Here is a 14,489-nt window from a genome sequence, read left to right as displayed (position 1 = left end):
CTTCAACAACGTTCGCCTGCACCAGACCCTCGGCTACTCAACACCCACCGAACGACTCATCAAACTCACACTCGCCGCCTAAAATGAAACCGAGGACCCCGTCCGAAAACACCGGGTCACCCCAGCCAGGAGAAGCGGCGTGTCGCGAAAATCTCCGCGTACAGAGGCGACGACGGATGTCGGCGCGCAACGGTCCGGAGGACGGCTCACCGGGTCTCGACGAGATCGACCACCGACGGGCGCAGGGCGCGGCCCGGGTTAGAGGGTGGTGTGTGTGAAGCGGCCGGCGAGCAGGGTGGCGGCCACGGACATCCGTCGCAGGTCGGGCACGGAGGCGCCGAACGGGTCGAGTTCGCACACCGCGAGGTCGGCCACGTCGCCCACCAGGACTCGGTGTCGGCCGCGCGCGGACGCGGCGAGCGCGGCCTGCCGGGAGATGGCCTGCTCGGGGTGCCACGGTTCGCGGCTGCCGCGGGTGCGTCCGACCGCGGCGGCGATGCTCACCCACGGGTCCAGCGGTGCGACCGGGGCGTCGGAGCCGAGGGCGATCGTGACCCCCGCGTTCAGCAGGCTCTTCAGCACGAAGGCCCGGTCGGTGCGTCCTGCCCAGTAGCGGTCGGCGACGTCCCGGTCGTCGAGGGCGTGTTCGGGCTGTACGCTCGCCACCACGCCGAGCCGGGCGAAGCGGGCGACGTCCTCCCGGTCGAGCAGTTGAGCGTGTTCGATGCTCCCGGCGCAGCCGAGCCGCTCGAAGGCGTCCAGGGCCAGCGCATTGGCCCGGTCGCCGATGGCGTGCACGGCGGGGCGGAGGCCGGCGGCCACGGCCCGTCCGAGGTACGTGAGCAGTTCCTCCGGCGGAACGGTGAGCACCCCGTGCGAACCGGGCTGCCCCTCCAGGCCGGGGTATTCGTCGACGCAATAGGCGGTGCGGGTGTTCAGCGAGCCGTCGGTGATCACCTTGTACGCCCCCACCGAGAGCAGCCCGCCGGTGCCGTCGACGCCGGCGCCGCTCTGCAACCCCAGCTCGATGGCGCGTTCCAGGTGCTGCGTGTACACACCGAACTCCACCCGCAGCGAGTCGGTGCCGCCCCGGATGCGCCGCCGCCAGGTGTCCAGGTTCCAGTCCATCTCCATGTCGACGATGCCCACGACCCCGCGGGATGCCGCGGCCCGGGCCGCGCTGTCGGCCCAGCCGTCCATCACCGCGTCGGGCACCTCGGCGAGCGCCCGCACGACGGCGAAGCAGTCCTCCTCGCGGAGCAGCCCGGTGGGGTGCTCCGGGTGACCGTGGCGGGCGAGGGCGGCCGAGTTCAGCCAGCAGGAGTGCAGGTCGCCGCTGATCAGCACGACCGGAACGGGGCCGGTGGCGGCGTCCAGGAGGGCCCGGCCCGGGGCATCCGGCCACAGACCGTCGCGAAAACCGAACCCGACCAGGGTCTCCCCCATCGAGATAACGGGCGCTCGCCCGGCCACCAGGTCGGCCGCGGCGGCGGCACTGCCGGCGCTGGACAGGTCCAACCGCTGGTTCGTCTGCGCCCACTGGCTGAAATGCACATGGTTGTCCCAGAGGCCCGGAATCAGCCAGCGCTCGGCCAGATCGACCGATCGGATGCCCGCAGCGACCTGGCCAAGATACCCCAGGCGGCGCACTCGGCCATCGACGATCAGCGTGTCGACGATCTCGTCGCTGCCCGGGAGCCGGCCGTTGCGCAGCACGAGCGGAGGTGCGGCCGCGGTGACGGGTGCGGGAGGGGACGCTGGAACGGGCACGGGCACGGGCCCGGGGACGGGCACGCTCACCGGTCGGCCCCGTGAACCCGGCGCATTTCGGCGGCGAGACCCGGGCTCGCGTAGGGGCCGTCGCCGTCGAGTTCGCCCAGGATGCGCGCCACGGTTTCGGCCGGCTTGTTCTGGCTGAGCTTGCTCTTGGCGGTGAAGCGGCTCACCGTGAGCCGGAAGCCGACCGTGCCGGCCACGATGCGGGAGGCGTAGGCGGCGTTCGCCTCGGTGCCGAACAGGCGGCGTGGTTCAGGCATCCGTTCCTCGAAGTGGTCGACCAGGCGGTCCAGCACCCGCAGGTTCTCCTCGTCGCTGAGCAGCTTGGGCGTGCCGTGCAGGTGCGCAGTGACGAAGTTCCAGGTGGGCACGGCGGGCGCGGCGTCATACCAGCCGGGCGAGATGTAACCGTGGGGACCCTGGATGATCACCATCAGTTCGTGCCGGCCGAGCTCGTGCAGGACCTCGTCGGGTCGTCCGACGTGGCTGACCAGCACCACACCGTCGGCCTCGTCGGCCTCGTCGTCGAGGAGCACGGGGTAGTGCGAGGCCACCAGCCCCGACTCGGTGTGACTGATCATCGTGGCCCACGGGTTGTCCCGGATGAGACGGCGGATCTCGGCCGGGTCGTCGAGGGCGAAAGTGCGGTTGTGTCTCATCGGTTTCCCGTTCTCTGCTGGGGGGCTCAGGTCAAGTCGGATCGGATCGGGTCACATCGGCTCAGGACTGGCACTCCGGGCACCAGTACAGCTTGCGGGCGGCCATCTCCTCGAGGGCGATGTGGGTGCCGCAGACCCGGCAGGGCAGTCCCTCGCGCTTGTAAACCCAGTGCCGGTCGGCCCGTCTGCGCAGGGCGCGCCCGTAGGCCGCGTCGCTGAGGCCATCCCTGGTCATCATCTGCCCGGTCTCCACGCCGATCTTCAGCAGGTACGCCCAGTCCTGCCAGAGCGCCCGGGCCTGCTCGTCGCTGAGCGACTTGCCCGGCGCGTGTGGATTCAGCCCCGCGCGGAACAGAAGCTCGGCCCGGTAGACGTTGCCGATGCCGCTGACCACCAACTGGTCCATCAGCAGGCGTCCGATCGGGGTGGGCTTCTTCCGAACCACCGTGACGAAGCGGTCCTCGGCGGCGCGGCTATCGTCGAGCAGCGGGTCGGGGCCGAGGCGGTCCATGGCCACCTGCACCTCCCGGGGGTCGAGCACCACGCAGGCCGTCGGCCCGCGCAGGTCCGCCACGACGTCATCGGCCAGCAGGCGCACGCGCACCTGGCCCACGGGTTCGGGCGGGAACCCATCGGGTTCGACGCTGACCTTCTCGTCTTCCGCCATCCGCAGCCGGGTCAGGCGGGGCGCGCCGATACTCTGCAGCGAGTCCTCCCCTGCCAGGTCGAGCGTGACGTCGGCAGCACCCGGCCGGACGCTCCGGCGCCGGCGGCCTCTGAGGGCGGCGTCCGTGCCGCTGGCGTGGATGTCCCCGGCGAAGTCCCAGGCCCCGTAGAGCCCCAGGTGCACGCGCAGCCAGAGGCCGTTGTCGAACTCCAGGAACATCTGCTTGCCGACGGCACGGGCATCCGTCATGGTGTGGCCGTCGAGCATCGCCGCGCCGTCCACGAATCGGCCCTGCGGCGATGACAGCCGGATGCGTTTGCCCACGAAGTTGCGGGCGAACTGGCGCGCAATGCGGTGGACGGAATGACCCTCAGGCACAGTCAGTCGGTGAGGCGCGTGCCGTTGATGGTGCGATGAGTCTCGTACTCCGCCAGCTGCAGGATGCGGCGGCAGTGGCGCTCCTCGCCCGGGAACGGCTCGGCGATGAAGGCGTCGATGAAGGCGATCGCGTCCTCGATGGTGTGCTGCCTGGCACCGATCGAGATGACGTTGGCGTCGTTGTGCTCGCGCGCAAGCGTGGCGGTGCTGAGGCTCCAGACCAGCGCGGCGCGCACGCCCTTCACCTTGTTCGCCGCCATCTGCTCGCCATTGCCCGAACCGCCGAACACGACGCCGAGCGCGTCGACGCCGAGGGCCAGGTCGGCGACGACGGCCTCGGCCGCCCGGATGCAGAAAGCGGGGTAATCATCGAGGGCGTCGTAGACCTCCGGTCCGTGGTCCACGACCTCGTGGCCGGCCAGGGTGAGGTGCGTGACCAGCTGGTGAGAGAAGTCGAGTCCGGCGTGGTCAGTGGCGATGTGGATGCGCATGCATCCGATTCTATTTACTCGGCCGGGGCGCTCGTAGCCGCGGTGCTCGCAGCGGGCGCGAAGATCGGCTCGCGGGTGCGCGAGCGCTTCAGTTCGAAGAAGCCGTCGAACCCCGCCACGGCCACCACGCCGTCCCAGAGCTTGAGCGCGTCGTCCCCGGTGGGTGCGGGTGAGATGACCGGGCCGAAGAAGGCGACATCGTTCACGGCGATGACGGGCGTGCCGACATCCTGGCCCACCCGCTCCATGCCGTCGAAGTGGCTGGCGCGCATCCGATCGTCGTAGTGGTCACTGTCCGCCCAGTCTGCAAAGGATGCCGGCAGGCCCACCTCGGCGAGCGCGGCGGGAATGACCTCGTCGGGGTCCGTGCTGCCACCGAGGTGGATGCGGGCGCCCAGGGCGTCGTAGAGCGCCTTGACCGTTTTCTGGCCGTGCAGCTCCTGCGCGGCCTGAGTCAGGCGGGTGTACCTGAGGGCCCGCGGAAAGAATGCGCGGTACTCCTCGGACACGTCTTGGTCCTCGTTCAGGACGGCGAGGCTCATCACCTTCCACTCGACGTCGAAACCGCGCAGGGATGACACCTCGTCCACCCAGCGGGAGGTCATCCAGGCCCAGGGGCAGGAGGGGTCGAACCAGAACTTCACCGTTTCAGCCATGGGCTCAGCCTAGGTGTCCCCCGGCTGGGAAAGCGCCGACGAAGACCCGACGTAAACCCCTGTCCAGAGCGGGTATCCCCGGCAAAATGTCTGATTAGTGACCATTTCCGACTAAAATTATTCGTTATGCCCGGAAGCGGGCCCCTACTTTTCGCAGCAACATGATCTCCACGAGAGAAGCTCCAATGCCTAGAACCAGCTCACTTTCCGGTGCCGACGGCACCGCGGTGAAAACCAAGAAGCCGCTCCTGCAGCGACGATTAAAGGTGTCCCACGTGAACGTGGTCGACCAGTCCAGACTGAAGAAGGCACTCGGCGGAACCATTGTGGGAAACACCATGGAATGGTACGACGTCGGCGTGTTCGGCTACCTGATCACCACCATGGGCCCGGTGTTCCTGCCCGAGTCCGACCCGACGGTGCAGACCCTGTTCCTGCTCGGCACCTTCGCCGCGACGTTCATCGCCCGCCCGCTGGGTGGCGTGTTCTTCGGTTGGCTCGGAGACAAGATCGGTCGCCAGAAGGTGCTGTCGATGACCCTGATGCTGATGGCGGCATCCACTTTCGCCGTGGGCCTGCTGCCCGGTTACGCCCAGGTGGGCATGCTCGCCGCCGCGTTGCTGGTCTTCACCAAGCTCGTGCAGGGCTTCTCCACCGGCGGTGAGTACGCCGGTGCGACCACCTTTGTCAGCGAACATTCGCCCGACAAGCACCGCGGCTTCTTCGCCAGCCTTCTCGACATGGGCAGCTACCTCGGTTTCGCGATCGGCGCCGCGCTCGTCTCGATCCTGCAGGTCACCCTCGGGCAGCCGACGATGGAGGACTGGGGTTGGCGCATCCCGTTCCTGATCGCCGGACCGCTCGGCCTGATCGCCATCTGGTTCCGCCTGAAGATCGAGGAATCCCCCACCTTCCAGGCCACCCTGGACGCGAAGGAACTGGCAGCGAGCGACCCGTCGTTCTCCGACGAGTCCGCCGCGTCCAACGGCCCGGTCAGCATTTTCAAGAACCACTGGCGCGGCATCATCGTCGCCATGATCCTCGTCGCCGCGGCCAACACCCTCGGTTACGCGCTCACCTCGTACATGCCCACGTACCTGACTGCCACCAAGGGCTATGACGAATTGAACGGCACGCTGCTGACCATCCCGATCCTCGTCATCATGGCGCTGTGTATCCCCCTGGCCGGCCGCCTGTCGGACAAGATCGGCCGCCGCCCGGTGCTGTGGATGGGCTCGGTCAGCGCCGTGCTGCTCTCCATCCCCGCCTTCCTGCTGATCGGCGTCGGAGAGATCTGGTCGACGCTGCTCGGCCTGGCCATGATCGCCCTGCCCGTCACGTTCTACGTCGCGAACCTCGCCTCGGCCCTGCCCGCGCTGTTCCCGACCGAAAGCCGTTACGGCGCCATGGGCATCGCGTACAACTTCTCGGTGGCCATCTTCGGTGGCACGACGCCGTTCATCATCGCGGCGCTGATCGCCACGACCGAGAACGACATGATGCCGGCGTACTACCTGATGGGGACATCCGTCATCGGTGGAATCGCGATCTTCTTCTTACGTGAGTCCGCCGGGCGTCCACTGATCGGGTCGATGCCCAGCGTGGACTCGGTCTTCGAGGCCCGCGAGCTGGTCGCCACCCAGGACGCCAACCCCGCCCTGGACACCGACGAGATGCCGTTCGACGAGACGTATGAGCCGCCGACCTCGTCGATGGACCTGTCCGTGCTGCTGACGAAGCCCGAAGCCGAGCCGGAGCCGGTGAAGGCCTAGCCACACCCGCTCCACCACCCGCTCCACCATGTGTTGCCCGAACGGACGACTGTTGCCGCTATGCCGGCAACAGTCGTCCGTTCGGGCAACACTTGCCTGTCGACACTTGCCTGTCGACCGATCGTAGAATTGTCCGATGATCACGACGCCTCCGACCGTGCCCGTTCCGGGGGCCGTTTCCTCGCCGGGCATCGACCCTGCCGAAATGGCCATCGCCCTGCGCGTGCTTGCCTCGCTCAGCGAGATCGACCCCGAAGACCCCGACTTCGTCACCGTGCGGCAGGCCACCGCCAAGATGTTCAAGTCCGTCAAGATGGTGCGCCGCGGCGAGAAGCGGCAGGCGATCGCGGATGCCGACCGTGAGGTGATCGCGGCGACCGCGACCGGCGCCCCCACCCGCATCGACGACGAGACCATCGGCGCCCAGCTGCGCCTGGGCACCGACCGGGCGTCGGCCGGCGAACTCCTCGTGCCACGGGCCTGCTACATCTGCAAGCAGAAGTACACCCTCGTCGACGCCTTCTACCACCAGCTCTGCCCGGCTTGCGCGGCGATGAGCCACGAGAAGCGGGATGCCCGCACGGACCTGACCGGCAAGCGCGCCCTGCTCACGGGCGGCCGCGCCAAGATCGGCATGTACATCGCCCTCCGCCTGCTGCGGGACGGCGCCCACACCACCATCACCACCCGGTTCCCGCGCGACGCGGTACGCCGCTTCGGCGCCATGCCCGACTCGGCCGACTGGCTGCACCGCCTGCGCATCGTCGGGATCGACCTGCGTGACCCGGCCCAGGTGATCGGCCTGGCCGACTCGGTGGCCGCGGCCGGGCCGTTGGACATCCTGATCAACAACGCCGCCCAGACCGTGCGCCGATCCCCCGGCTCGTACTCGATGCTGGTCGAAGCCGAGCAGTCACCGCTGCCGGAGGGCACCATCCCGGAGATCGTCACGTTCGGGCACACCAGCGACGCGCACCCGAGTGCGCTCGCGGCATCCGTCACCAGCCACCCGATCCTGGCCGCGGCGGCCGGCGCGACCACCGCGCTCACCGCCGACGACCTCACCGCCCTCGCGCTCGCGCCGGGTTCCTCCTCGCTGGAGCGCCTCGCCGCCGGCACCGCAATCGACGCCGGGGGGCTCGTGCCCGACCTGCACGACGAGAACAGCTGGACCGCGAACGTGGAGGACGTCGACCCGTTGGAGATGCTGGAGGTGCAGCTCTGCAACACCACGGCCCCGTTCCTGCTGGTCAGCCGACTGCGTTCCTCGCTCGCGGCATCCGGCGCCCGCCGCACCTACATCGTGAACGTGTCCGCGATGGAGGGCGTGTTCGGCCGCGGCTACAAGGGTCCCGGCCACCCGCACACGAACATGGCGAAGGCCGCGCTGAACATGCTTACCCGCACGAGCGCGAAGGAGATGCTGTCCGACGGCATCCTGATGACCAGCGTCGACACGGGCTGGATCACCGACGAGCGGCCGCACCCCACCAAGATCCGTCTCGCCGAGGAGGGCTTCCACGCCCCGCTCGACCTGGTCGACGGCGCGGCGCGGGTCTACGACCCGATCGTGCGCGGCGAGGCCGGCGAGGATCTCTGCGGAGTCTTCCTCAAGGACTACAAGCCCGGCACCTGGTAAGGCCCACCCGACCTGGAACAACTCGACCGTGCTGGCCACCGACATCCTCGCATCCGTGGTGCGACTGAAGGCCCAGCCGTGGCGCGAGCTGCCGGTGCACGGCAAATGTCGGCTGGCACGCACCCTGCACGACGTCGGCCTCGTCGACGAATATCGGCTGGTGTACTTTCCCGTCGTCGTCGGCCAGGCCAAGCGGCTCTTCGAGACGGGCTCGGTGCCGTCGGCGTTCACGGTGCTCAACTGCGAAACCACCGATGCCGGAGCGCTCGGGCTGACGCTGCGTCCGACGGCGTTCGTGGCCGCCGACCTGGCGCTGCCTGAGGGTGGCGCCGAGGCGGGGTGGGAGCAGCCCTGACCACTCGACGACTCCGTGACGCGGGGATACACTCCGCCGCATGGAAAAACTGCACTTCACCGTTCAGATCGACGCCCCCGTTCACACCGTCTGGACGACGATGCTCGACGACGAGACCTACCGAGAATGGACGAGCGCGTTCAACGAGGGTTCCCAGTACGAGGGAAGCTGGGACCTCGGTCGCGAGATCCGCTTCCTCGGGCCGGAGGAGGACGGATCGATCAGCGGCATGATCGGCACGGTCATCGAGAACCGACCGGACGAGCTCGTCACCGTCGAATACACGGGCGAGATCATGCACGGTGTCGAGCGCACCGGTGACGAGGCGCAGTTCTTCGGCGCCCAGGAGAGCTACTCCTTCGCCGAGTCCGGCGGCGTCACCACGGTCGAGGTGGAGGTCGACACCCCGGAGGAGCACGCGTCGATGTTCGACGAGCTCTGGCCGGCCGCTCTCGGCAAGCTCAAGGAACTGGCCGAGGCACGCTGAGTCCGGCGGCTGACGAATTCGACGGAGATTTTCGGCTATCCGCATCTGAACGGGCGACTTTGGCCCGATTTCGGCAAAATCTCCGTCGAATTGGTTCGGGCGACTGAACGGATGCCGCCGCACGCCGGCAGCGGGATTTCACGGCCCGAAGCGCCACTCAGTTGAGCGCCGCGGGAGTCCAGACATATGGAGTCGTCGTCGTGATGGCCTGGAAGCCCAGCCGGAGCAGGATCGGCTCACTGGCGGCGGAGGCGTCCACCTGCAGATACCGCACGCCGCGGTCCTGCGCCAGCCGCGCGCGATGGGCCACCAGCGCCCGGTAGATGCCGCGACCGCGCCACTCCGACAGGGTCGACCCACCCCAGAGGCCAGCGAAGTCCGTTCCCGGGGTGAGCTCGAGCCGGCACGACGAGACAATCTGTCCGCCGGCCTCGGCGACGAAGACGAGCACGTCGTCCGGGGTATCGCAAACACTCGTCTCGAGCTCGGTGGCCAGCCAGGCGTGGTCCTCGTCCCAGACCTCGGTCTGCAACGCGGCGATGCGCTCGAAATCGGCGCGTGTTCCGACCTGCCGGATCGTGACGCCCACCGGCAGCACCGGCTCGGCGTTCAGGCGTCCGGTCTCGGCGACGACGACCGTCTCCCGTTCCTCGGGCGCGAACCCGGCCGCGAGCAGGCGTTCCGTCAGGTCGGCGGGCAGGTCGTGGCCGCGGGTCTTCCACTCGACGCCCTCGCTGCGGGCCGCGAAGAAGTCACGGTGCTCCGCGATCAGCGCGTCGAGGGCCGCACCGGTCACCCCCACATCGCGGGTTGTCTCGACGAAGCCCCGGTGCCGCCCCGAGATGCGCAGCACCGAACCCTGCACGTCGTAGCGGATGCCGGCAGGGAGGACGCCCGGCACGGCGCACCGCAGTTGGGCGTCATAGGCGGCGAGGAGCACATCACGGTTTGTCATAGAGCCTCACTCTAGGCCGAGGCCTCAGCGCCGACCCGTGTGCAGACGCTCGCTCTCATGCGGACACCATATTCCTTGGCTAGGCTGGTTAATCGTGCGCGGCGTCACCAGCGTCAGCATGCGCGCACACCGCGAAACCGAGATGGAGAAACCGTTGCCCGGAGAGAACCTCACCAGGATCGAAGCCCAGGAGCGCGCCGCGCTCATCACCGTTCAGAGCTACGACGTCACCCTCGACCTCACGGCCGGACCGGAAACGTTCGGCAGCGAGACCACGGTGCACTTCACCGCGACGCCTGGGGCGTCGACCTTCATCGACGCGATCACCCGCACGGTGCACTCGGTGACGCTCAACGGAGCCGCGCTCGACCCGTCGGTCGTCAGTGACGGCATCCGGATTCAGCTCGACGGCCTCGCCGCCGAGAACACGCTCACCATCGTCGCCGACGCCGAGTACACCAACACCGGCGAGGGCCTGCACCGCTTCGTCGACCCGGTCGACAACGAGGTCTACCTCTACAGCCAGTTCGAGGTGCCCGACTCCCGTCGCGTCTTTGCCGTGTTCGAGCAGCCCGACCTCAAGGCCACGTTCGTCTTCACCGTCACCGCCCCCGCCGCCTGGGAGGTCATCTCCAACTCCGTCACGCCCGAACCGACGGATGCCGGCAACGAGAGCAAGACCTGGGCGTTCGCCCCCACCCACACCATCTCCAGCTACATCACGGCCCTCGTCGCCGGCCCCTACGCCGTCGTGCGCAGCGAGTTGTCCTCCAGCGACGGCCGCGTCATCCCGCTCGGCCTCTTCTGCCGGAAGAGCCTGTTCGAGTACCTCGACGCCGACTACCTGTTCGAGAAGACCCGCCAGGGCTTCGAGTACTTCGAAGGCAAGTTCAACTACCCGTACCCGTTCGACAAGTACGACCAGATGTTCGTGCCGGAGTTCAACGCGGGCGCCATGGAGAACGCCGGCGCGGTCACCTTCACGGAAACCTACGTGTTCCGTTCCAAGGTCACCGACGCCATCAAGGAACGCCGCGTCGTCACGGTGCTGCACGAACTGGCGCACATGTGGTTCGGCGACCTGGTCACCATGAAGTGGTGGAACGACCTGTGGCTGAATGAGTCGTTCGCCGAGTGGGCGTCGACCATGGCCACCGCCGAGGCCACCGAATGGACCGAAGCCTGGACCACCTTCGCCGTGATGGAGAAGAGCTGGGCCTACAAGCAGGACCAGCTGCCCTCCACCCACCCGATCACCGCCACGATCACCGACCTCGAAGACGTGCAGGTCAACTTCGACGGCATCACCTACGCCAAGGGCGGCTCCGTTCTCAAGCAGCTCGTGGCCTGGGTCGGCCACGACGAATTCTTCACCGGCGTCGCCGCGTACTTCCAGAAGCATCAGTGGGGCAACACCGAACTGAACGACCTGATGGTGGAGCTCGAGGCATCCAGCGGCCGCGACCTCGCTGAGTGGACGAAACTGTGGCTCGAGACCGCGGGCGTGAACACCCTGCGCCCCGAGATCGCCGTCGACGAGTCCGGCACCATCACCGGATTCACGGTGCTGCAGAGCGCCGCCGCCGACTACCCCACTATCCGCCCGCACCGCCTCGCCATCGGCTTCTACGACCTGGCTGACGGCACCCTGGTGCGCACGCACCGGGTTGAGATCGACGTCGACGGCGAGCAGACGGATGTCCCGTCGCTGCTCGGTAGGAAGCGCCCCGACCTCGTTCTGCTCAACGACGACGACCTGGCCTACGCCAAGATCCGCCTCGACCCGGCGTCGCAGGAGGTGGCCCTGGAGAACCTCTCCGCGATCGAGAGCCCCCTCGCCCGCGCCATCATCTGGGGCGCCGTCTGGGACGCCACCCGCGACGCCGAGACCGCGGCGCGCGACTTCATCACGCTCGTGCTCGGCAACGTCGCGACGGAGACCGAGTCCACCACGCTGCGCACCGTGCTCGGCCAGGTCGTGCTGGCCGCCACGTACTACGTCGCGGAGGAATTCCGCACGGCGACGATCAAGGAGGTCGGGGACGCGCTCTGGTCCCTCGCCCGCCACGCCGAGGCCGGCACCGACGAGCAGTTCCAGTTCGTGAAGTTCTTCGCCGCCATCGCGTCCACCGAGAGCCAGCTGGCATCCGTCGCCGCGCTCCTGGACGGCTCGGCGCCGCTCGACGGCCTCGAGATCGACACGGACCTGGCGTGGGAGCTGCTCATCGCCCTCGTGGCCGGCGGCAAGGCCGGCGCGGCCGAGATCGACGCCGCCCTGGCCGCGGACAACACCGCGACCGGCGCCCAGTCGGCCGCACAGGCCCGCGCCGCCGTTCCTACCCTGGAGGGCAAGCAGGCCGCCTGGTCGTCCCTGATCGACGTGGACACCGCGCCGAACACCATCGTGCGGGTCACGGCCGCCGGCTTCCTGCGCGCCACCGACACCGCGCTGCTGGAACCGTTCGTCGACCAGTACTTCGCCATGCTGCAGCCGGTCTGGGCCGCCCGCAGCTTCTCGATCGCGGAGAAGCTGGTTCTCGGCCTCTACCCGGCGCCGCTCGCGAACCAGGCACTCGTCAGCAAGACGCGCACCTGGCTCGACGCCAACCCGGAGCCGCTCGCGCTGCGCCGCCTGGTGATCGAGAACCTGGCCGGGGTCGAACGCGCCCTCGCCGCCCAGGAGCGCGACGCGGAGTAGTCGCGCCGCGGCATCCGCCGTCCCTGCCCGAACGCTCGAGGGCCCTGCCGCACCACTGCGGCAGGGCCCTCAGCAGTTGAACAGCACGCGGCTCTGTAGACTCGCCTTGTTATGGACTTTGACGCAATCTGGCTTGAACTGACCAACTTCTTCTCCATCATCCTGTGGCTCAAGGCCATCAATATCGTGGTCATCATCGTGGGAGCGCTGGTGATCCGGTGGGTGTTACGCTTCGTGATCGACCGTGTCGTGCAACAGATCGTCACGGGGGTGAAGAAGAACCAGAACGTCGAAGACACGCAGGCGCTGAGCGTCTCGCCGCTGGCCGCCGTGCGCGTGGTGCAGCGCACCCGCACACTCGGTTCGGTGCTCTCGAACATCCTCAACGTGACACTGCTGATCGTGACGATCCTGCTGATCGTCAACATCATCAACACGGACATCCTCGGGTCCTTCGCCCTCCTCACCGCCGCACTCGGCGCCGGCCTCGGTTTCGGCGCGCAGAACATCGTCAAGGACATCCTGAACGGGCTGTTCATGGTGGTCGAGGACCAGATCGGCGTGGGCGATGTCGTCGATGTCGGCTTCGCCTCCGGTGTCGTCGAGAACGTCGGCATCCGGGTGACCCAGGTGCGCGACATCAACGGCACCCTGTGGTTCGTGCGCAACGGCGAGATCCTGCGCGTGGGCAACATGTCTCAGGGCTGGGCGCGCGTGATCATCGACCTGGCCATCCCCTACGCCTCCGACGTGGAGGCCGTGCAGAACGAGCTGCTGCGCGTCGCGAAGGCACTGGCCTCCAGCCGCAAGTGGCGGTCCGTGATTCTGGAGAAGCCGGAGATCTGGGGGCTCGAGTCGATCTCCGCCGAGGCCCTCGTCGTGCGCCTGGTGGTGAAGACCCGGGTGGCCGCCCAGTGGGACTTCGCCCGCGACCTGCGCCTGCACCTCAAGAAGGCCCTCGACGGCCTCGGCATCGGCCTGACCCCGCTCAACAGCGTCGTCATGGCCGGCACGGATGGCGCGGTCACCGCTGCCTCCGAGCCCGGCTCCGAGGTAACGCCCGACGCGGCCGCGGAGGCAGCCGCGGCCATGCCCGACCTCACCACAGGCCCGTTCACCGCCCCCATCCCGGTGCGCAAGAACAAGGCTCCCCGCGCTCCCCGCCGCCCTAAGAACGCCGGGATCGCCCTTCCCCACGCCGCGCAGACCCGAGCGGTGACGGCGGCGGTCACCGACAGCGACCCGGTGGCGCCTCCGGCACCGGTGACGCCCCCGGCCCCGGCAGCCAAAGCCCCGTCAGCCAAGACCCCGACCCCCAAGACCGAGGCGCCCAAGGCTCCGACGCCCCAGACCGAGGCGCCCACGCACACGGCCCCAGATCCGGAGACCCACGATGACGAATGACACCCCCACGCCGGCCACGCCCGGCGCGGTTCACCTGCGCGACGGCGAGAACGGCACCGCCATCGGCGCCACCTTTTACGAGCAGGTCGGCGGGAGGCCGTTCTTCGAGAAACTCGTGAACGAGTTCTACCGCGGCGTCGCCACCGACCCGGTGCTGAAGCCGATGTACCCCGAGGACGACCTGGGCCCCGCCGCCGAGCGCCTGACCATGTTCCTCGAGCAGTTCTGGGGCGGTCCGACCACCTACAGCGATCAGCGCGGACACCCGCGGTTGCGCCAGCGACACCAGCCGTTCACGGTGAACCCGGACGCCCGCGACCGCTGGCTGAACCACATGCGCGTCGCCGTCGACAAGGCCGGCCTGCCCCCGCTGCAGCGCGACCAGCTCTGGGACTACCTCGAGCGCGCGGCCTACGCCATGCTCAACACCTTCGACCGCTAGATGTTCTTCCCACGGAGGTTGTGAGCGTGGCGTGAGCTAAAAAGGTGAGGACCTCCGGTATCGATTGGGTTACCACACTCAAGTCGATGCCACGGAGGCCCTCATCTCTT

13 protein-coding genes are annotated in these 14,489 nt (G+C 68.4%); 7 read left to right on the top strand and 6 right to left on the bottom strand.

Features of this window, described 5'->3' with window-relative positions; translation table 11 throughout:
• Positions 1–258 precede the first annotated feature (258 nt).
• The 5 genes from E3O67_RS06870 to E3O67_RS06850 all read right to left on the bottom strand — a co-directional run bounded on the left by E3O67_RS06870 (position 259) and on the right by E3O67_RS06850 (position 4,627).
• The gene (locus E3O67_RS06870; protein ID WP_241982046.1) at positions 259–1,800 is read right to left on the bottom strand and encodes an amidohydrolase; all 1,542 of its coding nucleotides are present in this window, start codon (positions 1,798–1,800) and stop codon (positions 259–261) included.
• Complete coding sequence (locus tag E3O67_RS06865; RefSeq protein WP_134430320.1) at positions 1,797–2,435, bottom strand: FMN-binding negative transcriptional regulator; 639 nt, start codon at positions 2,433–2,435, stop codon at positions 1,797–1,799. The genes E3O67_RS06870 and E3O67_RS06865 overlap by 4 nt, the downstream gene beginning before the upstream one ends.
• Before the next feature lie 61 nt (positions 2,436–2,496).
• The gene (locus E3O67_RS06860; protein ID WP_134430317.1) at positions 2,497–3,480 is read right to left on the bottom strand and encodes an Fpg/Nei family DNA glycosylase; all 984 of its coding nucleotides are present in this window, start codon (positions 3,478–3,480) and stop codon (positions 2,497–2,499) included.
• A 2-nt stretch (positions 3,481–3,482) separates the two neighbouring features.
• Positions 3,483–3,971 (bottom strand): ribose-5-phosphate isomerase, encoded by a 489-nt coding sequence (locus E3O67_RS06855; RefSeq protein ID WP_134430314.1) that lies wholly within the window; start codon positions 3,969–3,971, stop codon positions 3,483–3,485.
• 14 nt (positions 3,972–3,985) lie between these two features.
• A complete protein-coding gene (locus tag E3O67_RS06850; protein ID WP_135102306.1) occupies positions 3,986–4,627 on the bottom strand; it encodes a disulfide bond formation protein DsbA in 642 nt (213 codons plus the stop codon).
• Positions 4,628–4,812: 185 nt separating this feature from the next.
• On the opposite strand from E3O67_RS06850, the gene E3O67_RS06845 reads away from it, so the two are divergent.
• From E3O67_RS06845 to E3O67_RS06830, 4 genes are all read left to right on the top strand, one after another.
• Positions 4,813–6,399, top strand: a complete 1,587-nt coding sequence (locus E3O67_RS06845; protein ID WP_241979269.1) for an MFS transporter — start codon at positions 4,813–4,815, stop codon at positions 6,397–6,399.
• A 136-nt stretch (positions 6,400–6,535) separates the two neighbouring features.
• Positions 6,536–8,038, top strand: coding sequence for an SDR family oxidoreductase (locus E3O67_RS06840; RefSeq protein ID WP_135102305.1), 1,503 nt, complete (start codon positions 6,536–6,538; stop codon positions 8,036–8,038).
• A 28-nt stretch (positions 8,039–8,066) separates the two neighbouring features.
• A complete protein-coding gene (locus tag E3O67_RS06835; RefSeq protein ID WP_241982045.1) occupies positions 8,067–8,393 on the top strand; it encodes a dihydrofolate reductase family protein in 327 nt (108 codons plus the stop codon).
• Between the two features lie 40 nt (positions 8,394–8,433).
• Complete coding sequence (locus tag E3O67_RS06830) at positions 8,434–8,880, top strand: SRPBCC domain-containing protein (RefSeq protein WP_134430300.1); 447 nt, start codon at positions 8,434–8,436, stop codon at positions 8,878–8,880.
• A 157-nt stretch (positions 8,881–9,037) separates the two neighbouring features.
• Here E3O67_RS06830 and E3O67_RS06825 read toward each other — a convergent pair whose 3' ends face one another.
• The gene (locus E3O67_RS06825) at positions 9,038–9,835 is read right to left on the bottom strand and encodes a GNAT family N-acetyltransferase (RefSeq protein WP_135102303.1); all 798 of its coding nucleotides are present in this window, start codon (positions 9,833–9,835) and stop codon (positions 9,038–9,040) included.
• Positions 9,836–9,989: 154 nt separating this feature from the next.
• Here E3O67_RS06825 and pepN point away from each other — a divergent pair, with 154 nt between their 5' ends.
• The 3 genes from pepN (at position 9,990) to E3O67_RS06810 (ending at position 14,379) form a co-directional block, all read left to right on the top strand.
• Entirely contained in the window at positions 9,990–12,533 is a 2,544-nt protein-coding gene (pepN, locus tag E3O67_RS06820) for an aminopeptidase N (protein WP_135102307.1), read from the top strand.
• Between the two features lie 111 nt (positions 12,534–12,644).
• Positions 12,645–13,937, top strand: coding sequence for a mechanosensitive ion channel domain-containing protein (locus tag E3O67_RS06815; RefSeq protein WP_370260294.1), 1,293 nt, complete (start codon positions 12,645–12,647; stop codon positions 13,935–13,937).
• Entirely contained in the window at positions 13,927–14,379 is a 453-nt protein-coding gene (locus tag E3O67_RS06810; RefSeq protein ID WP_135102302.1) for a globin, read from the top strand. The genes E3O67_RS06815 and E3O67_RS06810 overlap by 11 nt, the downstream gene beginning before the upstream one ends.
• The last annotated feature ends 110 nt before the right edge of the window (positions 14,380–14,489 follow it).

The organism is Cryobacterium sp. TMT3-29-2, assembly GCF_004564305.1.
Taxonomy (GTDB): Bacteria; Actinomycetota; Actinomycetes; order Actinomycetales; family Microbacteriaceae; genus Cryobacterium; species Cryobacterium sinapicolor.
Note: the sequence above shows the minus strand (reverse complement) of the source record. Positions and strands in the feature narration are given on the sequence as shown.